Below are 24,357 nucleotides of genomic sequence, written 5' to 3'. Positions count from 1 at the left end.
CTCCCAGCGGTAGCTGGGGGAGTTTGAGGCGCGGGGGTCCGGGGGCAGCGCCCCCGGCAGCGGCGCCGCACCTGGCCGACCCGGCGGGAGCCGAATCTCGCCGCGCCGCAGGCCACCGGTACCCCATGCAGCGGCGCAGCCCAGGGGCCCGATAGCCTTCGGCTCATGACCGCACCGCTTTTCTCGGGTAGGGCCCGCCGCAGCGTCGCGGCCCTCGGAGCCGTGTCCGCCGGCCTCCTCCTCCTCTCCGCCTGTGGCGAGAAGCCGACGCCGCTGGCGACCGTGACGGTCGGCACCTCGTCGGTGTCCGCCGAAGCCTCCTGCCACAACGACGACGGCAAGGAGCTCTCCATGGACCAGGTCCAGGAGTGCCTCACCAACCTCAAGAACCCCAAGACCGTCGAGTACGCCCGGGGCGACACCCTGCGCCTGGGGGTCGAGCCGGAGATCGTCGAGGACGGCAAGCGCTGGTCGGCGGTCCTGGACGGCCAGCCGATCACCGAGCCCTCCTCGAACACCTACCGCAGCTTCCCGGGGGCCGACGTCTTCGCGACCGGCGGCCAGGGCGAGGCCCCCTCCTCGAAGAAGCTCGCGTTCCTGCAGATCGACGAGGCCGGCAAGCCGCTCGCCGTCTGGTCCTTCAACCTCAAGCTCAAGTAACCGGCCGGCGGCAGCGGTGCGCGCGCTCGTCGTGACCGCGGTGGCGGCGGAGGCAGACTCCGTCACCACCGGGCTGACCCCTCATCCGGACGCTCCTGGTCCTGAGCCACGCACCTTGCCCTTGGGGTATCCCCGGACGAAGTCTGGGGAGGGGTACCGCCTCAACCGCCGGGACCTTCCGGGCATCGCCTTCGACGTGCTGGTCGGGGGCGTCGGTCCGGCGGCGGCCGCCGCCGGGACCGCCACCGCCCTGGCCCTCGCCGACTACTCGCTCGTCGTCTCCGCCGGCATCGGCGGCGGGTTCGTGCCCGCCGCCCCGCTCGGTTCCCTCGTGGTCGCCGACGCGATCGTCGCCGCCGACCTGGGGGCCGAGACCCCCGACGGCTTCCTCGACGTGACGGAGCTCGGCTTCGGGCACAGCGTGCACCTGCCGCCCGCCGAGCTCGCCGCCCGCGCCGCCGAGGCGACCGGGGCGCTGCTCGCGCCCGTGCTGACCGTCTCCACCGTGACCGGGACCGCCGCCCGGGCCGCCGCGCTCGCCGCCCGGCACCCGATGGCCGGGGCCGAGGCCATGGAGGGTTTCGGGGTCGCGGAGGCGGCCGCCGCGCACGGGCTGCCCGTACTGGAGATCCGCGCCGTGTCCAACGCCGTGGGCCCCCGTGACCGTGCCGCCTGGCGGATCGGGGACGCGCTCACCGCGCTCGCCGACGCCTTCCGCGTGCTGGGGCCCGTACTCGCGAACTGGGGAGAACGCCATGAGCACGAGCACCGGTGAACCGCTGAAGATCGCCTATTCGCCCTGCCCGAACGACACGTTCGTCTTCGACGCGTGGGCCCACGGCCGGGTGCCGGGCGCGCCCGCCCTCGACGTCACCTTCGCGGACATCGACATCACCAACGGCATGGCCGAACGCGGCGAGCTGGACGTGCTGAAGGTGTCGTACGCCGTGCTGCCGTGGGTGCTGGAGGAGTACGCGCTGCTGCCCTGCGGCGGGGCGCTGGGGCGCGGCTGCGGCCCGTTGGTGCTGACCCGCGAGCCGGGGGTCGACCTGGCCGGGCGGACGGTGGCCGTGCCGAGCGAACGCTCCACCGCCTACCTGCTGTTCCGGCTGTGGGCCGCGGACGTGCTGCCGGAGGGCGTCGGCAAGGTGGTCGTCCTGCCGTTCCACGAGATCATGCCGGCGGTCCGGGACGGCCGGGTGGACGCCGGGCTGGTGATCCACGAGGCCCGGTTCACCTATCAGGACTACGGGTTGCACTGCCTGGCCGACATGGGTGAGCACTGGGAGTCCACGACCGGCCTGCCGATCCCGCTCGGCGCGATCATCGCCCGGCGCTCGCTGGGCGCGCAGCGACTGCGCGCGCTGGCCGAGTCGGCCCGTACGTCGGTCCGGATGGCCTGGGACGATCCGGAGGCCTCCCGCCCGTACGTCCGCGCGCACGCCCAGGAGCTGGACCCGGCCGTCGCCGACCAGCACATCGGTCTCTACGTCAACGAGTTCACCGCCGGTCTCGGCGAGTCCGGCTACGCGGCGGTGCGCGGGCTGCTCACCCGGGCGGCGGCCGAGGGTCTGGTACCGGCCATCCCGCCCGGCGCGCTGGACTTCCCGCAGGACTGACCGCCCCGCACGTACGACTGCGCCCCGCCGCTCTTTCGAGTGGCGGGGCGCAGCCGTACGCGTGACGGCGCCGGGCTCAGACGTCGAGTTGGTCGGCGACCGCGCGCAGCAGTCCGGCGATCTTCGTGCCGTGCACCTTGTCGGGGTAGCGGCCGCGCTCCAGCATCGGGGTGATGTTCTCGAGCAGGGTCGTGAGGTCCTGCACGATCGAGGCGAGCTCGTCGGGCTTGCGCCGCTGCGCCGCCGCGACGGAGGGCGCCGGGTCCAGTACCGTCACCGAAAGTGCCTGGTCACCGCGCTGGCCGGCGACGACACCGAACTCGACGCGCTGGCCGGGCTTGAGGGCGTCCACCCCGGCGGGGAGCACCGACGAGTGGACGAAGACGTCGCCGCCGTCGTCACGGGAGAGAAAGCCGAAGCCCTTCTCACTGTTGAACCACTTGACCTTGCCGGTAGGCACGTCCGTCCTCTGTCCTTGTGCTCGTCGGGGGTCCGAAGGACCGCGAACGGCTCCGGACAACAGCGCAGCGGGCCATGAGTGACCCGCCACCTCAAGGCTAATGGTCGGGGGCCGGGTGACAAGACGTTCCCCGGTCCTTCACGGTCGGCTGCTTCGGCCAGGGAACTACCCTGGTGAGGTGACTGTTACTCCTCATTCAGACGAAGCGCGGCCCGGCGACGGACTGGTCAAGGCCGGCGGCATCGTGTTCATCGCCGGGGCCGTGGCCACGCTGGCGACCATGGCTCCGCTCTTCCTCGACATGGACCCGTTCCCGTCGTACGCGTGGGCGGTCTGCATGCTCATGGGCGTCGGGTTCGCCATCTCCGCGGCGGGCGTGCTCCGCTCGGCCGCGGCGCAGCGCAGGGCGGCCCGGAGCTCGCAGGCGTAGCGGCCCGGGCAGGACCCCGCCGGGCCCGACGGAGCTTCGACGGCTCAGACGGGTTCGGGCTGTGCGGCGACGTACCGCGCGAGCCACTGCGGCAGCGCAGTGAGGTCGGGCAGGACCACGTCCGCGCCCGCCTCGCGCAGTTCCTCCTCCGGGCACGGGCCGGTCGGCACCACGACGGACAGCGCACCGGCCGTACGGGCCCCGCGTACGTCACCGACGTGGTCGCCGACGTAGACCTGCGCCCCGTACTCGCGCAGCGCACCGGCCTTGGCCTCCGCCCAGAGCCAGCCGACGACCGCGTCGGCCTCGATGCCGAGGTGCGACAGGTGCAGGCGGGCGTTGGGCTCGTGCTTGGCCGTGACGACGATCGCGCGGCCGCCGAGCGCCTGGACGGCCTCGATCGCCTCGCGGGCGCCCGGCATCGCCGGGGTCGGCCCGATGGCGTACGTGGGGTAGATCTCGCGGTAGCGCTCGGCCATGGCCGGGATCTCGGCATCCGGGAACCAGTGCGCGAGCTCCTCCTCCAGCGGCGGGCCCAGTCGGGTGACCGCCTCGTCGGCATCGATGTAGGTCCCCGTCTCGGCCGAGAGGGCCTGGTACGCGGCCTTGATTCCCGGGCGCGAGTCGATGAGGGTCATGTCGAGGTCGAAGCCGACGGTGAGGTTCATGCCCTCCATTGTGCCGAGGCGGCTGCACGGGAGGCCGACGGCGGGCCTACACCAGGGGAACGCACGCCGAGGACTGCCCCACCCCCACGCGGGGCCCCCAATCCCTCATGTCCGTGCTCACCCCTTTCCCGGCGGCAGCACTCGAGGCGTTCGCCCGGGTCGGCCAGCGCAGGCTGTACCGGAGCGCGTACCTGCTCTGCGGAACGCCGACGGCGCGCGCGATCTGACCCGGACCACGCGCGCGAAGCTGTTCCAGCACTGGCGGCGGCTGTCCACCGCCGATCACCCCGAGGCGTACGCCCGGACCGTGCTGACCCGCACCTTCCTCGCCGAGCGGCGGCGCCGGCTGCGGGACCTGCCGGCCCACCGGCGCGTCGACCCGCCGCCGCGGCCCGCGCACGCCGACCTGCGCGTCGCCCTGCTCGCCGCACTGGCCGAACTCCCGCCGCGGGCCCGCGCCATGGTCGTCCTGCGCTACTGGGAGGACCTGAGCGACGGTTGCGACGTCGCAGATGCAGCGCACGATCGTAGGCGGCTGACCGACCCGGCGGTTGAGGCGCGGGGGTCCGGGGGCGGCGCCCCCGGCAGTAGCGCGGTGCCTCGGCTACCGCCGCCGCGCGCGCCACACCAGGTACAGCGCGGACGCCAACGCCGCGCTCCGCAGGACCCACGGCCACATCCCGTGCAGCGCCCCGCTCAGCTGGTCGTCGGACAGGGTCTCCCCCCATTTGCCGTTCATCCGGCCCCACACCCACAGCACCGCCGCAGTGAGCACCGCGCCGGGCGGGCCGAGGACCGCCCATTTCCGCTCGGCCGGCCCCAGCACGCGCGAGGCGTACGGAAGGAGCCAGCCGACCACGAGGAGCAGCCAGTAGCCGGTGACCGTGCCGATGACGAGGACGGCCGCCGCCAGCAGCAGCAAGGCGTTCGGCCGCGGGCGGGCGGCCGGGGCCGCCGGGGCTTGCGGCGCGGCGGCGGCCCCGGCCGCCGCGTCCTTCTTCGCGCGCCGCCGCTCGCGCAGGAACCGTACGAGGCTCCGCGCGCTCCCCTCCTCCGCCCCGGGCGGAGCCGGCGCCGCCGCCTCCTTCTCCCGCGGTTCGTCCTCCGGTCCGTCCTTGAAGAGGTCCGGGATCTCGATGCCGCCCGCGAAGCCCTCGACCTGCGGGCCCGCCCCGTGCGTCCCCGGGCCCATCCGCCACCAGTCGGGCTCGGCCCCGCCGGAGGGGCCGAGCTCGTCCAGCCCGGCCAGGTGCGGCGGCACGTTCTCGGGCTCCGCCGCCGGGCGGGCCGGGGGCACGTTCTGGCGGCGCAGGCGGCCCGGTCCCCGCTGGACGGGGACCGACGGGCCGGTGTCGGCGGGGGCCGCGGGGGCGGGGGCCGCGCCCCGTCGGGAGCCGAGGGTGTCCAGGACCTCCTCGGGCGAGCCGATCCGCTCCAGGATGCGCCGTACGGCGGCCGGGGTGTCCGGGTCGTACTTGGCGCGCCGACGGTCGATCTCGTCCCGCAGCCCCGACACCAACCGCATCCGGTCGCCGGAGGACAGCTGCCGTTGTTGCGCCAAGTCCCCGACGCGGCTCAGATATTCGTAGACCAGGTGGTCGCTTTCGATCCCCACGCCCAGGCTCCTCCCTTACCCCCTGCCCCGAAGGTAGCGCGTGCGCCCGTGGAGCTGCTGCGGGCGCAGCGGATACCGTTGACCGGATGGGGACCGGCCGACTGACCGGCCGACGCGACCAGGAGGCGACTGTGCCCGAGGCAAGCACTGCGGCGGGATCCGCCGGCGGGAGCCCGGCGGGAAGCTCCCCGCGCTCACTCGCCGAGGCGCTGCGCGCCCGTGACGACGCGGCGCTCGCGGCCCTGTTGCGCGCCCGCCCGGACCTGCTCGGACCGGTGCCCGGCGACGTGACGCAGCTGGCCACCCGGGCCGGGACCCGGGCTTCGGTGGTGCGCGCCCTGGACCGGCTGGACCGGTTCGCGCTGCAGACCGCCGAGGCCCTGGCGGTGGGCCCGGACCCGTGCCCGTACGCGGTGTTGGAGGGGCTGCTGACGGGCGGCGAGGACGAACGGGCCCGCGCCGCGCTGCCCGACGCCCTGGCCACCCTGCGCGACCAGGCCCTGGTGTGGGGCGACGAGGACCGGCTGCGGCTGGTCCGCACGGCGCGCGAGCTGCTGGCCCCCTCGGCCTCCCGCCCCTCCCCCACCGGGCTGGGTCCGACCGTCGCCGAGGCCACGGCCGGGATGTCGCCGACCCGGGTGCAGGAGATCGTGGCGGCCGTCGGGCTGCCCGCCACCCACGACCCGGTGTCCGCGGTGACCGCGCTGACCGCGCTGTTCACCGATCCGGAGCGGATGTCGGCGCTGCTGGACGAGGCTCCGGCGGAGGCGCACCAGGTGTTGGGGCGGCTCGTGTGGGGGCCGCCGTACGGGGAGGTGACCCCGAATCCGACGCCGCCGGTGCGCTGGCTGCGCGACCGGGGGCTGCTGCTGCCCGCGACGGCGCGGACCGTCGTGCTGCCCCGCGAGGTGGCGCTGCACCTGCGCGGCGGTCTCGCGCACCGGGACACCGCGCCGGTGGCCCCGCCGGTGCCCGCGCACCGCGAGCACCGTCCACAGCTTGTGGACGCGAACGCCGCCGGGCAGGCGCTGGCCGCGCTGGCCACCGTCGAGGAACTGGTGAAGTCCTGGGAGCACACCGGTCCGCCGGTGCTGCGGGCGGGCGGGCTCTCCGTACGGGACCTGAAGCGGACCGCAGCCGCACTGGACACGACCGAGCAGCAGGCGGCCTTCTGGGCCGAACTGGCCTACGCGACCGGCCTGCTGGCCAGCGACGGAGAGGCGGACGAGCGGTACGCGCCCACCCCGGCCTTCGACGACTGGCTCGAACTGCCGCCCGCCGAGCGCTGGTCGCAGCTCGCGGCGGCCTGGCTGCCGGCCACCCGCACGGCCCCGCTGGTCGGCGAGCAGGACGCCAAGGGGCGCACGCTCTCCGCGCTCGGCCCCGAACTCGACCGCTCCGCCGCCCCCGAGGTGCGCCGGCGGGTGCTGGAACTGCTCGGGGAGCTGCCCGAGGGCGCCTCGCCCGACCCGCAGACCCTGCTGGCGCGGCTCGCCTGGGAGCGTCCGGTGCGCGGGGCGAGCGAGCTGCGGGCCCGGCTCGCGCACTGGGCGCTGGCCGAGGCGGAGGTCCTCGGCGTGACCGGCCGGGGCGCCCTGTCCGGGCCCGGCCGGGCCCTGCTGGAGCACCGCGACCCGGCGCCGCTGCTGGCCCCGCTGTTGCCGGAGCCGGTGGACCACGTGCTGCTCCAGGCCGACCTGACGGCGGTGGCCCCGGGGCCGCTGCTCCGCCCGCTGGGCGACACCCTGGCGGTGCTCGCGGACGTGGAGTCCAAGGGCGGGGCGACGGTGTACCGGTTCACGCCCGGCTCGGTGCGCCGGGCCCTGGACGCCGGCCACGCCGCCGCGGACCTGCACGCCTTCCTCAAGGAGCACAGCCGTACCCCGGTGCCGCAGCCGCTGGCCTACCTGATCGACGACGTGGCCCGCCGGCACGGACACCTGCGGGTCGGCGCGGCCTCCTCGTACCTGCGCTGCGACGACGACGCGATGCTGGGCGAGATCCTGGCCGACAAGCGCTCGGCCGGGTTGGGGCTGCGCCGCCTCGCGCCGACGGTGCTGGCGGCGCAGGCGGATCCGACCGTCCTGCTGGAGGGGTTGCGGGCGATGGGGTACGCGCCGGCCGCGGAGTCCCGTACCGGCGACGTGCTGGTGGCCCGGGCCGACGCGCACCGCACCCCGGCCCGCTCGGCGCCCGTACCGGTGCCGGAGGGCCCGCCGGTGCCGGACCGGACGCTGCTGGCGGCGGCCGTACGGGCGATCCGCGCGGGCGACGCGGCGGCGACGGCGGTGCGCAAGGAGCCCGCGACGAGCTCCGCCGCCGGGACCGGGGTGCCGGGCGAACTGCCGCGCACGAGCGCGGCGGAGACCCTGGCGACGGTGCAGGCGGCAGCGCTGACCGGGTCGGCGGTGTGGATCGGGTACGTGAACGCGGAGGGCGCGGCGAGCCAGCGGGTCATCGCGCCGGTCCGGGTGGAGGGCGGCTTCGTCACCGGCTACGACCACACGGCGGACGAGGTACGGACGTACGCGCTGCACCGGATCACCGGTGTCGCGGAACTGGCGGACGATCAGGTGTAGGGCGCGGGGCCGGCGGGCCGGGGCGGCTCCCGGTCCGCGTCGGCGCCGAAACCCGATGGCCTACACGATGACGGGCCGTCATCCTGAACACATGTCCGACGACGTACCGAACCGCCAGATCCGCGCGGCGCACACCGACACCACGATCACCGTGTACCAGGCCTACTCCCCCTCGCTCGGGGTGCCGGCCGCCCGCGACGGCCGCTTCCCGCCCGCCTGGAAGCGGGAGCGGATGACGTGGATCAAGCCGTCGTTCCTGTGGATGATGTACCGCTGCGGCTGGGGGTCCAAGGACGACCAGCAGACGGTGCTGGCGATCGAGATCACCCGTGAGGGCTTCGACCGGGCGCTGCGCGACGCCTGCCTGTCGCACTACGCGCCGGGCGTGCACGCGGACCGGGCGGCCTGGAAGGAAGCACTGCGCGGGGCGCCCGCCCGGGTCCAGTGGGACCCGGAGCGGGACCTGCGGCTGAATCCGCTGCCGTACCGCTCGCTCCAGCTGGGCCTGTCCGGTCCGGCGTCGCGCGCGTACGCCGACGAGTGGACGGTCGGCATCCGCGATGTGACCGGGCTGGCCCGGGAGGTCCGCGGCCTGCTCGGGGCCGGGGACGAGGCGGCCGCGCGCGCCCTGCTGCCCGCGGAGACCCCGTACCCCGCGGGTCCGCTGCCGCACCTGGGGGCGTAGCCGGTCGGCCGCGGTCGGTCCCGGACGGTCCCGGACGGTCCCGGACGGTTCAGTCGCGGATGAGCAGGACGACGAATCCCACGACGGCACCCAGCAGTAGGGCGAGCAGGGAGTAGCGGGGCCGGTTCTCGCGCAGCACCGGAAGGTGGTGGTCGACGGAGAAGCGGCCCGGACCGGTGAGGGTGAGGGCGACGATCGCGGCGAACAGCACCACTTCGAGTTCCACGCCCTTGGGCGGGAAGTAGGCGCTCAGGCCCCGGACGTCGAGGATGTTGATGAAGGTGCCGGTCAGGGCCGCTCCGGCGAGCGGGGTGAGCAGGCCGAGGGCGAGGCCGAGGCCGCCCAGGGTCTCGGCGAGGCCGGCGATGACGGCCATGGCGTCCCCGGCGGGGTAGCCGGCCATCGTGAAGCCCTTGCCGGTCGCGGTGAGGCCCGGGCCGCCGAACCAGCCGAAGAGCTTCATCGTGCCGTGGCCGGCCATGCTGAGGCCGACGACGAGCCGGAGCAGGAGCAGGCCGGTGTCGTGGGTGACGGTGGTGGTGGGGGTCGAGGAGGCGCTGAAGAGCGTGCGGTCCCAGCTTGCTTGCGTCATGAGGGTCCGTTCCGACGTCGCAGGTGGGCGCCTGGGGGCGCCTGCCACCCTAGGACGCCCGTCGGTGACGGCCCGGGAGCGACGTCGCCGCCCGTCCCCTCGGCCTCCGGCATCTACCCGTTCGGCCCTGGACCGCCCGGACGCCCCCGGCAAGGGGCCGCCGTCGACGGTTGGCTACTGTCCCGAACCATGTCTGAGCTGCCCGATTTCCACAGCGCCATCGTCTAACAGCTTCAAGCTGGTCTGCGTCGGCGTGGCGCTGCCGGGCGAGGGGCATCACCCGATCGCGACCTTCGACCGCATCCGCACGGCCCTGGGCGCCCTCGCCCCGGACGCTCGGGACGCCACGGACGCCGCGGGCACCCCGGCGTCCTCCGAGCCCGTCGAGCCCGTCGAGCCGCCGAAGCGTCGCTGGTGGCAGCGGCGCGGCTGATGCGGCCAGCCGGCGCGGCCACCGGCGAACACCGGTCTCACCTGGGGTCGTAGTCGATCCGCTCCGCGTCGAAGGGCCACGCCTCGTGGAGCCAGCGGGTGATCCTCTCGTGGACCCGTGCGTCCAGCGCGGCCCGGTCGGAGCGGACCCAGTGGCTGACGGCGACCCGGCCGGGGGCCTCCCGGGAGCCGTGGATGTAGAGGCAGCCGATCACCTCGCCGTCGCCGGCGCCGTCGGCCCCGCCTTCCAGGAGGCTGTAGGCGAAGGCGACGCGCTCCTCGAACTCCTGCGCGTGCCGGAGCAGGTCGGCCAGGTTCGCCTCGGCGGACATCCCCGCCACCGGCGGCCAGCCCCGCCCCACGAACCCGGGCGTCGCCCTGATGTGCGCGATGCTCCCGGTCCAGGCGGCGAGGTCGCGCTCGTTGTGCTCGGCGCCGAGCGGCTCCAGCCGGAAGCCGTCGGCGACGAGGGTCCGCGGAACCGCGAAGTCGGCCGGCACGAAGGGCTGCTGATCATGGTTCATGCCAGGACGGTACGTGCCTGCGCCGCCAGGGTCAGCAGCTTTTCCACCGGCCACTGGTCGTCCGCGTGCACCCCGTAGCCAGCGGCCAGGACGCGTCCGTCCGGCGCGATCAGGAAGTCCGCCGGCAGTCCGAGCCGCCCGCCGTCCTGGACGAGCGTCGGCGGCTTTGCCCGGCCGCGCAGGATGTCGAGCGTGCCGACGGCGATCGCCCGCCAGGCGCGCGCGGCCAGCAGTGCGCGGTAGGACGACTCGACGCCGAACTCCGCGTACAGCCGCTTGCGGGGGTCCGCGACGACGGCGAAGGGCAGGTCGGCCACGTGCTCGCGCAGTTCGTCGGCGCCGGAGTGGAAGACCACGACCTCCCGGATCCCGGCGGCTTCTATCTCGGCGTGCCGCCGCACCACCGAGCGCAGGTGCAGATGGCAGATGGGGCAGCCGGCGAACCGGCGGAACTGGAGGTGGACGAGGCGTTCGGGGTCGGGGACGGCCACGGGCGCGCCGTCGGCGACGGCGGTGAGGGTGCGGGTACGGACGATGGAACCGGTGTCGAGCTGCACTGAGGGCACTGAGGTCTCCTCCGTAAGCGTATGACGTACACCTACAGCGTAAGCGTATGCCGTACGCTGTCAACACCATGCCGCGCCCCCGCTCACTCACCCCGGACCAACTGGCCGCCGCCGCCCTCGCCGTGATCGACCGCGAGGGTCTGCCCGGGCTGTCCATGCGGGCCGTCGCCGTCGAACTCGGCATCAGCACCATGGCCCTGTACCGGTACGTCCAGGACCGCGGGGAGCTGGAGGCCCTCGTCGTCGAACTGGTCCTCGGTGCCGTCGACAGCACGCCGCCGCCCCTGACCGCCGGCCCCTGGCGCGCCCGCGTCACGCTCCTCGTCGACCGGATGCGGGACACCGTCGGCGCGCACCCGGCCGTGCTGCCGCTCACCATGAGCCACCGGCACCGCTCCCTGGGCGTGATGCGCTGGGGAGAGACCGTCCTCGGCGTGCTCCGCGAGGCGGGCCTCGGCCCCGAGGAGCAGATCATCGCCCTGCGGGCCCTGCTCGCCTACGCGATCGGCGCGGTCCAGCAGGAACACCTCGGCGCCCTCTCCGGCGCGGGCACCGCCGCGATCGCCGAACTCCCGGCGCAGGAGTTCCCGTACCTGACCGAGGCCGCGCTCGGCGCCCGCCACCTCACCCCGGACCGCGAGTTCCACGGCGGCCTCGCCCTGCTGCTGGACGGCATGGGCCGCTGACCGGCCGGACGCCCCGCCCGGCGCCCCGCCGAAGCGCCGTGTTCCCACCCTCCGCGCCGTACGGCACACTGGAGGTTTGACCTGAATGAAACGGGGCGCCGCGCGTGAATGGTCCACTCATCGTCCAGAGCGACAAGACCCTCCTCCTCGAAGTCGACCACGAGCTCGCCGGAGCCGCCCGGCGTGCCATCGCCCCCTTCGCCGAGCTGGAGCGGGCACCCGAGCACATCCACACCTACCGGATCACCCCGCTCGGCCTGTGGAACGCCCGGGCCGCCGGCCATGACGCCGAGCAGGTCGTCGACGCCCTCGTCGAGTACTCCCGCTACCCCGTCCCGCACGCGCTCCTCGTCGACGTCGCCGAGACCATGGCGCGCTACGGCCGCCTGACCCTCTCCAAGCACCCCGTGCACGGACTGGTGCTGACCAGCACCGACCGGCCGGTGCTGGAGGAGATCCTGCGGTCCAAGAAGATCGCCCCGCTCGTCGGTGCGCGCCTCGACGCCGACACCGTGGCCGTGCACCCCTCCGAGCGCGGACAGATCAAGCAGACGCTGCTCAAGCTCGGCTGGCCCGCCGAGGACCTCGCCGGCTACGTGGACGGCGAAGCGCACCAGATCGACCTGGCCGAGGACGGCTGGGCGCTGCGGCCGTACCAGCAGCAGGCCGTCGAGGGCTTCTGGCACGGCGGCTCCGGTGTGGTCGTCCTGCCCTGCGGCGCCGGAAAGACGCTGGTCGGCGCCGGGGCCATGGCGATGGCCAAGGCGACGACGCTGATCCTGGTGACGAACACCGTCTCGGCCCGCCAGTGGAAGCACGAGCTGGTCAAGCGGACCTCGCTGACGGAGGACGAGATCGGCGAGTACTCCGGTACCCGCAAGGAGATCCGGCCCGTCACCATCGCCACCTACCAGGTCCTGACGACGAAGCGGAAGGGCGTCTACCCGCACCTGGAGCTCTTCGACTCCCGGGACTGGGGCCTGATCGTCTACGACGAGGTGCACCTGCTGCCCGCGCCGGTCTTCAAGTTCACCGCCGACCTCCAGGCGCGGCGCCGGCTCGGCCTGACCGCGACGCTGGTGCGCGAGGACGGGCGGGAGTCGGACGTCTTCTCCCTCATCGGGCCGAAGCGGTTCGACGCCCCGTGGAAGGAGATCGAGGCGCAGGGCTACATCGCGCCCGCCGACTGCGTGGAGGTCCGGGTCAATCTGACGGAGTCGGAGCGGCTCGCGTACGCGACGGCCGAGACGGAGGAGAAGTACCGCTTCTGCGCGACCACGGCGACGAAGCGCAAGGTGACCGAGGCACTGGTGGCCAAGCACCGGGGTGAACAGACCCTCGTCATCGGGCAGTACATCGACCAGCTCGACGAGCTGGGCGAGCACCTGGACGCCCCCGTCATCAAGGGCGAGACCTCCAACGCGCAGCGCGAGAAGCTCTTCAACGCCTTCCGCGAGGGCGAGATCAGCGTGCTGGTCGTCTCGAAGGTCGCGAACTTCTCCATCGACCTGCCGGAGGCCACCGTCGCCATCCAGGTGTCGGGCACCTTCGGCTCCCGCCAGGAGGAGGCCCAGCGCCTGGGCCGCGTGCTGCGGCCGAAGGCGGACGGCCACGAGGCGCGGTTCTACTCGGTCGTCGCGCGCGACACGATCGACCAGGACTTCGCGGCGCACCGCCAGCGGTTCCTGGCCGAACAGGGGTACGCCTACCGGATCATGGACGCCGACGAGCTGTTGGCGAGCGACTGACTCCGGCACGCGCGGGCCGTCAGGACGGCCAGTAGGGGAGCGCACCAGACCCACAGCGGCGGCCAGTCCAGTACGAGGGCCCGGGCCGCGTCGGCCAGGTGCCGGGTCCAGAACTCGGCGGAGGCCTCCGGCAGGACCAGCAGCCCGAGCAGGACGGTCCCGGCCGAGGCCGCCAGCGCGGTGAGCCCGGCGCGGACGCGGCGGGTCAGCAGGAGGTAGGCGGCGATGGCCGCCGGGGCGAGGGTGATCCCGGCGGCGACGCCCAGCGCGAAGCCCTTGCCGAGCGCGGAGCGCGGCCGGCCGAGGTCCCACAGGACCAGGCAGGCGAGGGCCAGGTTGATCAGCCCGGCCAACGGTGCCTGGAACAGCGGCTGGAGCCACAGCCCGGCAATGGTGGCGGCCAGCACGGGCCCGGGCCGGGACCGGAGTCCCGCGAGGCGGCAGGACAGGGCGATCAGCAGGGCGAGCAGGCCGGCGTCGCCGAGGACGAGGACGGCCTTCAGCGCGCCGCTCGGCAACCACGCGGCGGGCGTGAACAGGATCGCCGCGAACGGCGGATACGTGGCGGACGGCCCCCACTCGGCGGCGGAGAAACCCTGGACGAGGGCGTCGGCCACCGGAATGCGCAGGGCGATGCAGAGCACGCCGAGCAGCAGCAGCGAGCCGGTCAGCAGCACACCGGCGAGGGACGACGGCGAGCGGCCGGGAACGGGACTGCGGGTCACCCGCGTGACCCTAGTGGATCAGTGCGGGTGCTGGGCGGGGCCCGAGGTCAATGGCGTATGACGCCCGCGTCTTCGGCGTATTGACCGAGCACGACGACGCTCACGGCGGTCGCCGCGAAGATCTTGACGGCGCGCAGCATGCCGCCGAGGCCGTTGCGCGGGAGGGAGTCGGAGTCGGCGCCGCTAGGACGGCTGCCCTGGATCGAGGTGAAGGTTGCGGGGCTCATGCATCCATGGTGCGTTTTCGCGCCGCCCCGCACATCGCCCCCGGGAGGGAACCTCACGGCCCCCGGGGTCCTCCTCCCGTCGCATGCGCACCCCTAGGGGTGGATACCAAGGTCTGACACTCCTTGGTACGACACCCGTCCGGATGCACGGGGGCCGGTCGGGACGGACCCTGGGAAGGTCCGCGGTCTCGGCGACCACGCCATGGGAGTGATCCGCATGACCCACCGTTCCCGGACGCAGCGCCTCGCGCTGCTCTCCGCATCGACAGCCCTGGTCACGGGCGGGCTGCTGCCGTCCGCCACCGCGTCCGCCGCCCCGGCCCGCGCCGCCGCGGTCGCTGCCGCGGCCGCCCCCACGCCCACACCCACCTCCACGTCCTCCCAACCCGCCCAGGCCGCGGTGAAGACCACCGATCCCCCCAGCGGCATCACGGCCCAGCTACCCGGAAAGGCCGAGGTCCGCATGGGTGCCATCCCCATGGCGGGCGGATCGGTCGACACCCGCGTGTACGGGGTGGAGACCCCGGACGGAGCCACCGGCTTCGCCGTCTACGACATGCCGGGCGACCAGATCCCGCTGGAGGACGCCCTCAAGGGCTTCGTCGACGCGTACGGCCTGACCGGCGGCGGCACCCTGACCACGGAAAACGTCCGCAAGACGACGGTGGACGGCCGCCCGGCCCTCGATGCGGACCTCACCGGCGAGGGCCCCGACGGACCCGCGGTCGGCTCCATCCGCTTCATCTCCGACGACGACCACCTCGTCATGGCCCTGACCTACGGTCCGGAGGCGAAGGAGAAGGACCTGGACGCGACGCACCAGCAGCTCCTCAACTCCCTCCAGATCCCCTGATCCGCTGATCCCCGCCTCCTGATATTCGTTCGCGCCGCACCGCCCCGGTGGCTAGAATCTCCGCTCTTGCCGCCTCCCGCCGCCTCATCGGGGAGAGCCGCCCTCCGGCCGGAAACCGGCGGGCCATCTGTTCCGCATCCAGCAGCTGGAGGCAGTTCCGTGCCCGCGCACGCCCCCGAGACCACCCACGACAATCCGACCGCGCCCACCGACCCGCTGGGTCGCGAGCGGGCCCACCTCACCGCCTCGCGTTCCGCCCTGCGCGCCATGCGCGCGGACGTCGAGTCCCTCGACATCCGCGACGTCACCGCGAACTGGGTCAACGCGATCGTCCTCCAGGCCCAGATCGACGACCGCATCAAGGCCCTCGCCGACCTCGCCCACACCCCTCTGTTCTTCGGCCGCCTCAACTACCTGCACGCACCCGGCGCGGAGCTCGCCGAGGGCGCGGGGGGCGAGCAGTTCTACATCGGCCGCCGCCACGTCCACGACGCCGACGGCGACCCGATGGTCATCGACTGGCGCGCGCCCGTCTCCCAGCCGTTCTACCGGGCCTCCAAGACCGACCCGCAGGACATCGCGCTGCGCAGGCGCTTCGGGTACACCGGCGGCGAGCTGACGGCGTACGAGGACGAGCACCTGTCCGACCCCGGCGAGGTGGCCGCGGTCAGCAAGCTGCTCCAGCAGGAGATCGAGCGCCCGCGCGTGGGCCCGATGCGGGACATCGTCGCGACGATCCAGCCCGAGCAGGACAAACTCGTCCGCGCCGGCCTGACCGGTTCCGTCTGCGTGCAGGGCGGCCCCGGCACCGGCAAGACCGCCGTCGGCCTGCACCGGGTCGCGTACCTGCTCTACGCGCACCGCGACCGCCTCGCCCGCACGGGCACGCTCGTCATCGGACCTAACCGTTCCTTCCTGCACTACATCGAGCAGGTCCTGCCGGCCCTGGGCGAGCTGGAGGTCAAGCAGGCCACCGTCGACGACCTGGTCGCCCGCCCCGGCCTGGAGGTACGCGGCACGGACACCGCCCAAACCGCCGTGGTCAAGGGCGACGCCCGCATGGCGCAGGTGCTGGGCCGCGCCGTCCGCTCGCACGTCACGCGCCCCACGGAGCCGCTGATGGTGGTCCGCGGCTCGCGCCGCTGGCGGGTGCCCGCGTACGAGCTGGAGGAGATGGTCGAGGAGCTGCAGAAGCGCGACATCCGCTACGGCGCGGCCCGCGAGGCCCTGCCGCAGCGCATCGCGCACGCGGTGCTCGTACGGATGGAGCAGGCGGGCGAGGCCCCGGACGACCGGGTGCAGGACGCGGTGGCCCGCAACGCGGCGGTGAAGGCGGCGGTCAAGGAGATCTGGCCGGCCGTCGAACCGGCGAAGCTGGTCCTGCGCCTGCTGTCCGACCCCGAGTTCCTCGCCCTGCACGCGGCGGACGTGCTCACCGAGGACGAGCAGAAGCTCCTGCTGTGGCCGAAGCCGTTCCGGAGCGTGAAGTCGGCGAAGTGGTCGGCGGCGGACCTGGTCCTGATCGACGAGGCGGCCGACCTGGTGGAACGGACGCATTCGCTGGGCCACGTGGTCCTCGACGAGGCCCAAGACCTGTCGCCGATGCAGTACCGGGCGGTGGGGCGGCGCTGCACGACGGGCTCGGCTACGGTCCTCGGCGACCTCGCGCAGGGCACCACGCCGTGGGCCACGCGCAGCTGGGACGAGGCCCTGGCGCACCTGGGCAAGCCGCAGGCGGTGGTGGAGGAACTGACGGCGGGCTTCCGCGTGCCGCGCGAGGTGATCGCCTACGCCTCCCGGCTGCTGCCGTCGATCTCCCCGGGCCTGGCCCCCGTCTCCTCCGTCCGCGAGACGCCGGGATCGCTGCGGATCGAGGAGGCCCCGGACCTGACGGCGGCGGTGCTCGCCGCCTGCCGCGAGTCGCTCGCGCACGAGGGCTCGATCGGCCTGATCGCGGCGGACGCGCGGATCCCGGTGCTCGCGGAGGCCCTGCTGGAGGCGGGGCTGCCGTACCTGTCGCCCGGCGAGGAGACCACCGCCGAGTCGCGGCTGACCCTCGTCCCGGCGTCGCTGGCGAAGGGTCTGGAGTACGACTACGTGGTCCTGGACGAGCCCGCGGCGATCGTGGACGGCGAGCCGGACGAGCGGACGGGCCTGCGCCGCCTGTACGTCTGCCTCACCCGCGCCGTCTCGGGCCTCACGGCCCTCCACTCGGCCCCCCTCCCGACGGCCCTGGCCTGACCTGCGGCCCGCCCTCCTGGGGCTCCGCCCCAGACCCCGCTCCTCAAACGCCGGAGGGGCTGGAAAATACAGCCTCGCCGGCGTTTGAGGCGCGGGGGTCCGGGGGCGGAGCCCCCGGTCAGGAAAGGGCTGTGCGCCAGTCCGCGACGGCCGCCGCCGAGACCGGCCCGCCCCACCCGGAGGGCCTCGCCGCGCCACCGATGTGGAAGGCGTCGATCCCGCCCGCCCGCAGCACCGGCAGGTGCGCGAGCGTCAGCCCGCCGCCCACCAGGATCCGCGCCCCGTACCCCGGCTCACCACCCCGCGCCGCCTCCGCCAGCAGCACCGGCAGCCCGGCTTCCACCCCTGCCGCCGAGCCCGCCGTGAGGTACGTGTCCAGCCCCGGCAGATCTGCCAGCGCCTTGCGCAGCTGGTCCCGGTCCGCAGCACGGTCGATCGCCCGGTGGAACGTCCAGCGACAGCCGTCCAGCTCCGCGACGACCGCCTCGACCGCGGCCAGGTCGGGGGCGCCGCCGACGTCCAGGAAGCCGAGGACGAACTCCTGCGCGCCCTCCGCCCGCAGTTCCCGTGCCGCCCGGGCCAAGGCGGAGACGTCGCCGGCCGCGAAACCGTCCGTCTTGCGGAGCATCACGCGCAGCGGGACGTCCACCGCCGCCCTGATCGCCGCGAAGGTCTCGCGCGGCGGGGTGAGCCCGTCGGCGGCCATGTCGGTGACCAGTTCGAGCCGGTCCGCCCCACCGGCCTGGGCCGCGACCGCGTCCTCCACGTCGAGGGCGATCACCTCCAGGAGCGCACGGTTGCTCATTCGATCCCATCCTTCGGAAGAACACTCAAAATAGGTCTAGTCCAATATCCAGGGTACGGGCCTCCGGCCGCGCTCCACCAGCACAATCACGCCACCCCCACAATGTGCGCATGGACATAGGCATCCCGAGCACCGACACCACGGATCTCCGCGCCCGCTGGCGGGCCACCGTCGCGGCCGCCGGCGCCCCCGCCGACCGCGACCCCGCGCCCTACGCCGACCGCCTCCTCACCGCCTGGGCGGAACCGCAGCGCAGGTACCACACCACCGCTCACCTGGCCGACGTACTCGCGCGGATCGACGTACTGGCCCCGCACGCCGCCGATCCGGCCGCCGTTCAGCTCGCCGCCTGGTTCCACGACGCCGTCTACCGGCCCGACCGGTCCGAGAACGAGGAGCGCAGCGCCGCCCTCGCCGAGCGCGCCCTCCCCGAGCTGGGCATCGACCCCGCGCGCACCGCCGAAGTGGCCCGCCTCGTCCGGCTCACCGTCACCCACGACCCCGCCCCCGGCGACACCGACGGCGAGGCCCTCTGCGACGCCGACCTGGCCGTCCTGGCCGGGGAGCCCGCCGCGTACGCCGCGTACGCGGCCGCCGTCCGCGCCGAGTACGGCTTCGTCCCGGACGACGCCTTCCGCACCGGCCGCGCCGCCGTACTGCGCCAGCTGCTCGACCTGCCGCGGCTCTTCCGCACGCCGTACGGGGCCGCGCACTGGGAGGCCCCGGCCCGCGCCAACCTCGCCGCGGAGCTCGCCGACCTCACCGCTCCCACCGACGGCCCTACCGACGGCCCTGCCGCCGACCGGGGAATTTGATCGCGTTCGCGCTGGTTGGTGACAGTCATGCCCGCAGCAGCCGTACGCCCCCGCATGCCCGTCGCCGTCTACGTCCTCGGCCTGTCCGTCTTCGCGCTCGGCACCAGCGAATTCATGCTCTCCGGCCTGCTGCCACCCATCGCCGAGGACATGGGCGTCACCATCCCGCAGGCGGGCCTGCTCATATCCGCCTTCGCGATCGGCATGGTCATCGGCGCACCGCTGCTGGCCGTGGCCACCCTGCGGCTCCCCCGCCGCACCACCCTCATCTCCCTCATCAGCCTCTTCGGCCTCGGGCAGGTCGCGGGGGCGCTGGCCCCCACGTACGAGCTCCTCTTCGCCTCCCGCGTGGTCTCCGCGTTCGCCTGCGCCGGCTTCTGGGCCGTGGGCGCGGCCGTCGCCATCGCCATGGTCGACAAGGACCAGCGGGCCCGCGCGATGGCCGTCATGATCGGCGGCCTGTCGATCGCGAACGTCCTCGGCGTCCCCGCCGGCGCCTTCCTCGGCGAGCACCTGGGCTGGCGCTCCGCCTTCTGGTCGGTCGCCGCCGCCTCCGCGATCGCCCTCGTCGGCATCCTGGCGCTGATCCCGAAGATCCCGCTGCCCGCCGAGAAGCCGACGCTCGGGCGCGAGCTGCGCATCTACCGCGACCGCCAGGTGTGGCTCTCCATCGGCATCACCGCGCTGGCCGCGGGCGGCGTCTTCTGCGCCTTCAGCTACCTCTCGCCGCTGCTCACGGACGTGGCCGGGCTGGACCCGCGGTGGGTCCCGTGGATCCTCGGCCTCTTCGGCATCGGCGCGCTGGCCGGCACCACCGTCGGCGGCCGGATCGCCGACGCGCACCTGTTCGGCGTGATGATCTGGGGCATCACCGCCTCGACCGTCCTCCTCGCCGCGCTCGCCCTGCTGGCCTCCACCGCCGCCGCGGCGATCGCCCTGGCCTTCCTGCTCGGCTTCTCGACCTTCTTCACCGCCCCGGCGCTCAACGCCCGCATGTTCAACGTCGCCGGCGCCGCCCCGACCCTGGCCGGCGCCACCACCACGGCCGCCTTCAACCTCGGCAACACCGGCGGCCCCTGGCTCGGCGGCACCGTCATCGACGCCGGCCTGGGCTTCGCCTCGACCGCCTGGGCGGGCGCCGCCATGACCGTCACCGCGATCGCCCTCACCACGCTCGCCCTACGCCTGGACCGCCGCCGGACCGCCCCGACCCGCGTCGTGGCCTCCTCGACGCCGACCTCGACCACGGCCCCCGTCAGCGCGTAGCACCGCGATACGCCCGGCAGGTTCCCCGTTCCGGGCCGCGGAAGGCGTGGTCGCAGAGGTCGCAGTTCTGGAGCGGGTGTCGTCTGACGGCCGGATGTGCTGCCGGGGCGCGGAACGGCGGCACGGGCGGGAGCTGGGCCGCGAGGCGGTGGGCCAGGAAGGCGGCCGGGCGGTGCAGGGGCTCCGCCGGCAGGTCGGCGGTCAGGGCGTGGTGTACGGCGCTCGGAGGCAGGTCGCGCTCCAGCCAGGCCGCGACTCCGGGGGCGCGGTGCTCGACGTCAGCGACGGAGAGCAGGAGGCGGGGATCCCCACGGCAGAGACCTGCGAGGAGGTCGGGGTCGCGGTACGCGGGCTGCGGCACCGGGGGGGCAGGGCGCCGGGGCTTCGGTTGCGGCTCGTCCGTGGCGCCGGACCGGCCCGGCTGGTTGCAGGAGACCGTACGGGTGACGACGCGACCGCTGCTGGTGCGTTCGCACGTGCGGCGCAGATAGCCGTGGGCCTCCAGCTCGCGCAGGGCGCCGGCGATCCGGGTCTTCCCCTCGGGGAAACGGGCGGCCAGGGTCCGGATGTCGATGGGCGCGCCGCCGGGAAGGGACTGGATGTGCACGGCCAGGCCGATGGCCAGCAGCGACAGCTCAGGTCGGTCCACCTCCCGCCCCGCCCGACCCGGCCCGGCTCCTCCCGGCTCGGCTCGGCTCGGGAGCGTTCCCCTCGGGCGCGGCCTGCGCCTCGTCGAGGCCCCCGCGGAGGGACTCCGTGCGGGCGGGCGCCCGCCGGTTCCTCCGGGTCGGTCCACCTCCCGGCCCGACCCGGCCCGGCTCCTCCCGGCTCGGCTCGGCTCGGGAGCGTTCCCCTCGGGCGCGGCCTGCGCCTCGTCGAGGCCCCCGCGGAGGGGCTCCGTGCGGGCGGGCGCCCGCCGGTTCCTCCGGGTCGGTCCACCTCCCGGCCCGACAGGGCCCCGACAGGGCCCCGACAGCGAACCCCGACCCGGCTCCGCCACGGGCCCGGTCGCCGCGTCGGGGGCGGGTTCCTACGATGGGAAGGTCCGCTCGGGGAGCCGGTGACCGCTCGGGGACGTGCGTCAGAGGTGATCCTCCATGGGCCGGTACCGCACGCCCACCGTCTTGGCAGCCGCCTCCCTGCTGCTGACCGCGCTGTGCGCGGGCCAGGCCCCCGCGGCCGCCCCGCCGGGCCGGGTCGACATCGACCCGGCGACCGCCGAGCAGCTCGACGACGCGATCACCGCGGCCATGCGCAAGGCCGACATCCCCGGGGTGGGCGTCGGCCTGTGGATCGACGGCGAAGACCCCTACGTGCGCGCCTTCGGCACCTCCGACAAGGCCACCGGCACCCCCATCAAGACCGACATGCACACCCGCATCGGCAGCGTGACCAAGACCTTCACCGTCACCGCCGTCCTCCAGCTCGTCGACGACGGGAAGGTACGGCTCGACGCGCCGATCTCGACCTACCTCGACGGCGTGCCCGGCGGCGACAGGATCACCGTCCGGCAGCTCGCCGACATGCGCAGCGGCCTCTACAACTACACCGAGGACCCGCGCCTGCTGGCCACCTACAAGGCCGACCCGCACCGCGCCTGGACCCCGCAGGAGCTGCTGGACACCGCATTCCGGCACCCTGCCAACTTCCCGCCGGGCACGCGCTGGGAGTACTCCAACACCAATACCGTCGTGCTCGGCCTGCTCGTCGAGAAGGTCAGCGGACAGCCCCTGCACACCTACTTGCAGCAGCACGTCTTCGAACCGGCGGACCTGGACGCGACCTCGCTGCCGACCGGCGCGGAGATCGCGTCCCCGTACGTGCACGGCTACACGAACTTCACCCCGAACGGCGCGACCGTCGACGCCTCCACCTGGAACCCGTCCTGGGCCTGGGCGGCCGGCGCGACGATCTCCACCATGGACGACCTGCACTCCTGGGTCCCGACCTTGGTCAGCGGGCAGCTGCCCGACGGCGACCGCCTGCTGGAGCCGGCCACCCAGGCCCAGCGGCTGCGCATGCTGCCCACCGGGCACCCCGACGTGGGCTACGGACTCGGCATCGCCGAGCTCGACGGCTGGATCGGCCACAACGGCGAGCTGCCCGGCTACGAGACCATCGCCGTCCGGCTCCCGCAGGCCCGCGCCACCATGGTGATCGTGGTGAACTCCGACGTCGACGGGAAGTTCGGCAACCTGAGCTCCCTCATCGCCAACACGGTCACCAAGATCGCGACCCCGGACCACGTCTGGGAGCTCCCGCCGGCGGCCCAGCCCAACACCGTCCCGAATTCGCCCGCCCCCGCCCCCTCGACCCCGAGCCCGGCCCCGAACCGAGCTCCTAGTGCCTAAGCCGCCGGTCGGCCCTTCGGGCGGCGCAGGCCCGCCGTGGTGAGGCGGCGGACGAGTTCCTTGCTGCCGATCTCCACCGCGCCGGCGCCGACCGCGTCCGCGTACCGGTACGAGGGCACGTCGTAGTGGTCCCGCTCGAAGGCCCGCGGCGGGCAGCCGATGGCCGCCGCGAAGGCGTGCAGCTCCTCGTACGAGACGTCGCTGACCAGGTGCGACCACATGCGGCCGTGACCCGGCCAGGTCGGCGGGTCGATGTAGACGGTCACCGGCGGCTCACCGGCCGCCGAAGACCGGGCCCAGGCCGCCGATCGCGGCCACCTTCACACCCGCCTCCGAGCACACCCAGTGCGGGTCGGGTCCCAGCTCCGGCTCCACGTCCAGCGCGTGCGGGTCACCGTGGTTGCATACCGGGCACAGCGGCCATCGTCCGTACTTCTCCAACAGCGAGTCCTTCACGTCCTGGGCGACGAGTCCGGCGAGGTAGTCGACACCCTCCGGCCACTGCTCCACCCACCACCGGCGGTGCGTGACCGAGTCCTCGACGAGGGATACGACATCGGCATCGGCGACCTCGCCGGCGGCGAGGTCGGCGAGAACAAGGGCGCGGGCGACGTGCAGCGCCTGCTCCAGGGGGGTCGCGTGGTCCATGCGCCCATTGTGGACCCGCGGGGGCCCGGCGATGAAGGCCCTCTTTCCGCAGGCCCAATGGCGTATTGACCGGACCCGGCCGTGAAAATAAATTTCAGGAGTGAGCCAGAACACGAAGGAAACTGCCACACGCCCGCCCGTCCCCGCCGGACGCCCCGTCTCGGGCCCCGCCTCGGGCCTCGGCGCAGACCCCGGCGCAGACCCCGGCGCAGGCGGCGCCGAAAGCGCCGTCCCGGCTCCCCCGCCCCACGCCCTCCGGGCCCGGATCCGCAGCCTCGGCCCCTCCATGACCCGCTCCGTGCAGGCCGTCGCCGACGCCGTCGCCGCCGACCCCGCCGCGTGCGCCCGGCTCACCGTCTCCGCCCTCGCCGCACGCACCGGCACCAGCGAGGCCACCGTCGTCCGCACCGCCCGCCTCCTCGGCTACCCCGGCTACCGCGACCTGCGCCTGGCGCTCGCCGCCCTCGCCGCCCAGCAGGAGTCCGGCGCCGCCCCCGCCGTCACCGTCGACATAGCCGTCGACGACCCGCTCGCGGACGTCGTCGCCAAGTTGGCCCACGAGGAGGCGCAGACCCTCACCGACACCGCCGCCGCCCTCGACCTCACCCAGCTCGCCGCCGCCGTCACCGCGCTCGCCACCGCCCGCCGCATCGACATCTACGGCATCGGCGCCTCCGCCCTCGTCGGCCAGGACCTCGCCCAGAAGCTGCTGCGCATCGGGCTCCTCGCCCACGCCCACAGCGACCCCCACCTGGCCGTCACGGGCGCCGTCCAGCTCCGCCCCGGCGACGTCGCCGTCGCGATCACCCACTCCGGCACCACCGGCGACGTGATCGAACCGCTGCGCGTCGCCTTCGAGCGCGGCGCCACCACCCTCGCCCTCACCGGCCGCCCGAACAGCCCCGTCACGCACTGCGCCGACCTCGTACTGGCCACCTCCGCCGCCCGCGAGACCCAGCTGCGCCCGGCCGCCATGTCCAGCCGGACCAGCCAGCTGCTCGTCGTCGACTGCCTCTTCGTCGGCGTCGCCCAGCAGACCTACGAAACCGCCGCCCCCGCCCTCGCCGCCACCTACGAAGCCCTAGCCCACCGCCACACCGGCAAACCCGGCCCCGCCCCATCCGGCCCCGCCACCACGCCCAGCCCCGCCGGCGCTTGAGGC

27 protein-coding genes and 1 pseudogene are annotated in these 24,357 nt (G+C 74.3%); 16 read left to right on the top strand and 12 right to left on the bottom strand.

Annotation, left to right across the window (positions count from 1 at the left end; all coding sequences use genetic code 11):
* Nucleotides 1–165 precede the first annotated feature (165 nt).
* From OG594_RS03985 to OG594_RS03975, 3 genes are read left to right on the top strand one after another with little or no spacing between them, the layout of a single operon-like run.
* A complete protein-coding gene (locus OG594_RS03985; RefSeq protein WP_266595186.1) occupies nt 166–660 on the top strand; it encodes a DUF2771 domain-containing protein in 495 nt (164 codons plus the stop codon).
* Between the two features lie 16 nt (nt 661–676).
* A complete protein-coding gene (locus tag OG594_RS03980) occupies nt 677–1,435 on the top strand; it encodes a futalosine hydrolase (protein ID WP_266595184.1) in 759 nt (252 codons plus the stop codon).
* Nucleotides 1,416–2,279, top strand: coding sequence for a 1,4-dihydroxy-6-naphthoate synthase (locus OG594_RS03975; RefSeq protein WP_266595182.1), 864 nt, complete (start codon nt 1,416–1,418; stop codon nt 2,277–2,279). The genes OG594_RS03980 and OG594_RS03975 overlap by 20 nt, the downstream gene beginning before the upstream one ends.
* A gap of 76 nt (nt 2,280–2,355) precedes the next feature.
* Here OG594_RS03975 and OG594_RS47015 read toward each other — a convergent pair whose 3' ends face one another.
* Nucleotides 2,356–2,739 carry a cold-shock protein gene (locus OG594_RS47015; protein WP_030012939.1) on the bottom strand — a complete coding sequence of 128 codons (384 nt, stop codon included), beginning with the start codon at nt 2,737–2,739 and terminating at the stop codon, nt 2,356–2,358.
* 178 nt (nt 2,740–2,917) lie between these two features.
* Here OG594_RS47015 and OG594_RS03965 point away from each other — a divergent pair, with 178 nt between their 5' ends.
* Entirely contained in the window at nt 2,918–3,169 is a 252-nt protein-coding gene (locus OG594_RS03965) for a hypothetical protein (protein ID WP_266595180.1), read from the top strand.
* A 44-nt stretch (nt 3,170–3,213) separates the two neighbouring features.
* Here OG594_RS03965 and OG594_RS03960 read toward each other — a convergent pair whose 3' ends face one another.
* A complete protein-coding gene (locus OG594_RS03960) occupies nt 3,214–3,837 on the bottom strand; it encodes an HAD family hydrolase (RefSeq protein WP_266595178.1) in 624 nt (207 codons plus the stop codon).
* A gap of 107 nt (nt 3,838–3,944) precedes the next feature.
* On the opposite strand from OG594_RS03960, the pseudogene OG594_RS03955 reads away from it, so the two are divergent.
* Nucleotides 3,945–4,405 (top strand): annotated as a pseudogene (locus OG594_RS03955) (sigma factor); the annotation flags it as partial.
* Between the two features lie 36 nt (nt 4,406–4,441).
* Here the strand turns inward: OG594_RS03955 and OG594_RS03950 are convergent.
* The gene (locus OG594_RS03950) at nt 4,442–5,452 is read right to left on the bottom strand and encodes a hypothetical protein (protein ID WP_266595176.1); all 1,011 of its coding nucleotides are present in this window, start codon (nt 5,450–5,452) and stop codon (nt 4,442–4,444) included.
* Nucleotides 5,453–5,538: 86 nt separating this feature from the next.
* Between OG594_RS03950 and OG594_RS03945 the strand changes: the two genes are divergently transcribed.
* Together OG594_RS03945 and OG594_RS03940 are read left to right on the top strand one after the other, a co-directional pair.
* Entirely contained in the window at nt 5,539–8,031 is a 2,493-nt protein-coding gene (locus OG594_RS03945; RefSeq protein ID WP_266595174.1) for a helicase C-terminal domain-containing protein, read from the top strand.
* Between the two features lie 91 nt (nt 8,032–8,122).
* Nucleotides 8,123–8,716: a DUF4291 domain-containing protein gene (locus OG594_RS03940; RefSeq protein ID WP_266595172.1), complete on the top strand. Its 594-nt coding sequence runs from the start codon at nt 8,123–8,125 to the stop codon at nt 8,714–8,716.
* 49 nt (nt 8,717–8,765) lie between these two features.
* Here OG594_RS03940 and OG594_RS03935 read toward each other — a convergent pair whose 3' ends face one another.
* Nucleotides 8,766–9,308 (bottom strand): DoxX family protein, encoded by a 543-nt coding sequence (locus OG594_RS03935; RefSeq protein WP_266595170.1) that lies wholly within the window; start codon nt 9,306–9,308, stop codon nt 8,766–8,768.
* A gap of 253 nt (nt 9,309–9,561) precedes the next feature.
* Between OG594_RS03935 and OG594_RS03930 the strand changes: the two genes are divergently transcribed.
* Entirely contained in the window at nt 9,562–9,741 is a 180-nt protein-coding gene (locus OG594_RS03930) for a hypothetical protein (RefSeq protein ID WP_266595168.1), read from the top strand.
* A gap of 37 nt (nt 9,742–9,778) precedes the next feature.
* On the opposite strand, the gene OG594_RS03925 is transcribed toward OG594_RS03930, so the two are convergent.
* Nucleotides 9,779–10,264, bottom strand: coding sequence for an N-acetyltransferase (locus OG594_RS03925; protein WP_266595166.1), 486 nt, complete (start codon nt 10,262–10,264; stop codon nt 9,779–9,781).
* Nucleotides 10,261–10,830: a peroxiredoxin-like family protein gene (locus OG594_RS03920; protein ID WP_266595164.1), complete on the bottom strand. Its 570-nt coding sequence runs from the start codon at nt 10,828–10,830 to the stop codon at nt 10,261–10,263. Before OG594_RS03920 ends, OG594_RS03925 begins: the two co-directional genes overlap by 4 nt.
* 47 nt (nt 10,831–10,877) lie before the next feature.
* On the opposite strand from OG594_RS03920, the gene OG594_RS03915 reads away from it, so the two are divergent.
* Both OG594_RS03915 and OG594_RS03910 read left to right on the top strand, forming a co-directional pair.
* Complete coding sequence (locus OG594_RS03915; protein ID WP_323185165.1) at nt 10,878–11,516, top strand: TetR/AcrR family transcriptional regulator C-terminal domain-containing protein; 639 nt, start codon at nt 10,878–10,880, stop codon at nt 11,514–11,516.
* A 104-nt stretch (nt 11,517–11,620) separates the two neighbouring features.
* Complete coding sequence (locus tag OG594_RS03910) at nt 11,621–13,264, top strand: DNA repair helicase XPB (RefSeq protein ID WP_266595162.1); 1,644 nt, start codon at nt 11,621–11,623, stop codon at nt 13,262–13,264.
* On the opposite strand, the gene OG594_RS03905 is transcribed toward OG594_RS03910, so the two are convergent.
* Nucleotides 13,222–13,989, bottom strand: coding sequence for a glycosyltransferase 87 family protein (locus OG594_RS03905; protein WP_266595159.1), 768 nt, complete (start codon nt 13,987–13,989; stop codon nt 13,222–13,224). The genes OG594_RS03910 and OG594_RS03905 overlap by 43 nt on opposite strands.
* A gap of 47 nt (nt 13,990–14,036) precedes the next feature.
* On the bottom strand, nt 14,037–14,216 hold the full coding sequence (locus OG594_RS03900) for a hypothetical protein (protein WP_266595157.1): 180 nt from the start codon (nt 14,214–14,216) through the stop codon (nt 14,037–14,039).
* 217 nt (nt 14,217–14,433) lie between these two features.
* Between OG594_RS03900 and OG594_RS03895 the strand changes: the two genes are divergently transcribed.
* Together OG594_RS03895 and OG594_RS03890 are read left to right on the top strand one after the other, a co-directional pair.
* Complete coding sequence (locus OG594_RS03895) at nt 14,434–15,069, top strand: hypothetical protein (protein WP_266595155.1); 636 nt, start codon at nt 14,434–14,436, stop codon at nt 15,067–15,069.
* 159 nt (nt 15,070–15,228) lie between these two features.
* Entirely contained in the window at nt 15,229–17,310 is a 2,082-nt protein-coding gene (locus OG594_RS03890) for an AAA family ATPase (RefSeq protein WP_266595153.1), read from the top strand.
* A 118-nt stretch (nt 17,311–17,428) separates the two neighbouring features.
* On the opposite strand, the gene OG594_RS03885 is transcribed toward OG594_RS03890, so the two are convergent.
* Nucleotides 17,429–18,115 carry a copper homeostasis protein CutC gene (locus OG594_RS03885; RefSeq protein WP_266595151.1) on the bottom strand — a complete coding sequence of 229 codons (687 nt, stop codon included), beginning with the start codon at nt 18,113–18,115 and terminating at the stop codon, nt 17,429–17,431.
* A 110-nt stretch (nt 18,116–18,225) separates the two neighbouring features.
* Between OG594_RS03885 and OG594_RS03880 the strand changes: the two genes are divergently transcribed.
* Entirely contained in the window at nt 18,226–18,930 is a 705-nt protein-coding gene (locus OG594_RS03880) for a hypothetical protein (protein WP_266595149.1), read from the top strand.
* A 54-nt stretch (nt 18,931–18,984) separates the two neighbouring features.
* Nucleotides 18,985–20,196, top strand: a complete 1,212-nt coding sequence (locus OG594_RS03875) for a Cmx/CmrA family chloramphenicol efflux MFS transporter (protein WP_266602576.1) — start codon at nt 18,985–18,987, stop codon at nt 20,194–20,196.
* Here OG594_RS03875 and OG594_RS03870 read toward each other — a convergent pair.
* Nucleotides 20,186–20,845, bottom strand: coding sequence for a helix-turn-helix domain-containing protein (locus tag OG594_RS03870; RefSeq protein ID WP_266595142.1), 660 nt, complete (start codon nt 20,843–20,845; stop codon nt 20,186–20,188). The genes OG594_RS03875 and OG594_RS03870 overlap by 11 nt on opposite strands.
* A gap of 448 nt (nt 20,846–21,293) precedes the next feature.
* Between OG594_RS03870 and OG594_RS03865 the strand changes: the two genes are divergently transcribed.
* Nucleotides 21,294–22,547, top strand: coding sequence for a serine hydrolase (locus tag OG594_RS03865; protein WP_266595140.1), 1,254 nt, complete (start codon nt 21,294–21,296; stop codon nt 22,545–22,547).
* On the opposite strand, the gene OG594_RS03860 is transcribed toward OG594_RS03865, so the two are convergent.
* Nucleotides 22,544–22,813, bottom strand: a complete 270-nt coding sequence (locus tag OG594_RS03860; protein ID WP_266595138.1) for a DUF4031 domain-containing protein — start codon at nt 22,811–22,813, stop codon at nt 22,544–22,546. The two genes, OG594_RS03865 and OG594_RS03860, sit on opposite strands and share 4 nt — an antisense overlap.
* A 7-nt stretch (nt 22,814–22,820) precedes the next feature.
* Nucleotides 22,821–23,195 (bottom strand): hypothetical protein, encoded by a 375-nt coding sequence (locus tag OG594_RS03855; RefSeq protein ID WP_266595136.1) that lies wholly within the window; start codon nt 23,193–23,195, stop codon nt 22,821–22,823.
* A gap of 265 nt (nt 23,196–23,460) precedes the next feature.
* Here OG594_RS03855 and OG594_RS03850 point away from each other — a divergent pair, with 265 nt between their 5' ends.
* Nucleotides 23,461–24,354: a MurR/RpiR family transcriptional regulator gene (locus OG594_RS03850; protein WP_266602574.1), complete on the top strand. Its 894-nt coding sequence runs from the start codon at nt 23,461–23,463 to the stop codon at nt 24,352–24,354.
* Nucleotides 24,355–24,357 lie beyond the last annotated feature (3 nt).

This window comes from Streptomyces sp. NBC_01214, assembly GCF_026340975.1.
GTDB lineage: Bacteria > Actinomycetota > Actinomycetes > Streptomycetales > Streptomycetaceae > Streptomyces.
The sequence above is the reverse complement of the archived record's forward strand: the minus strand, read 5'-3'. Positions and strand labels throughout refer to the sequence as shown.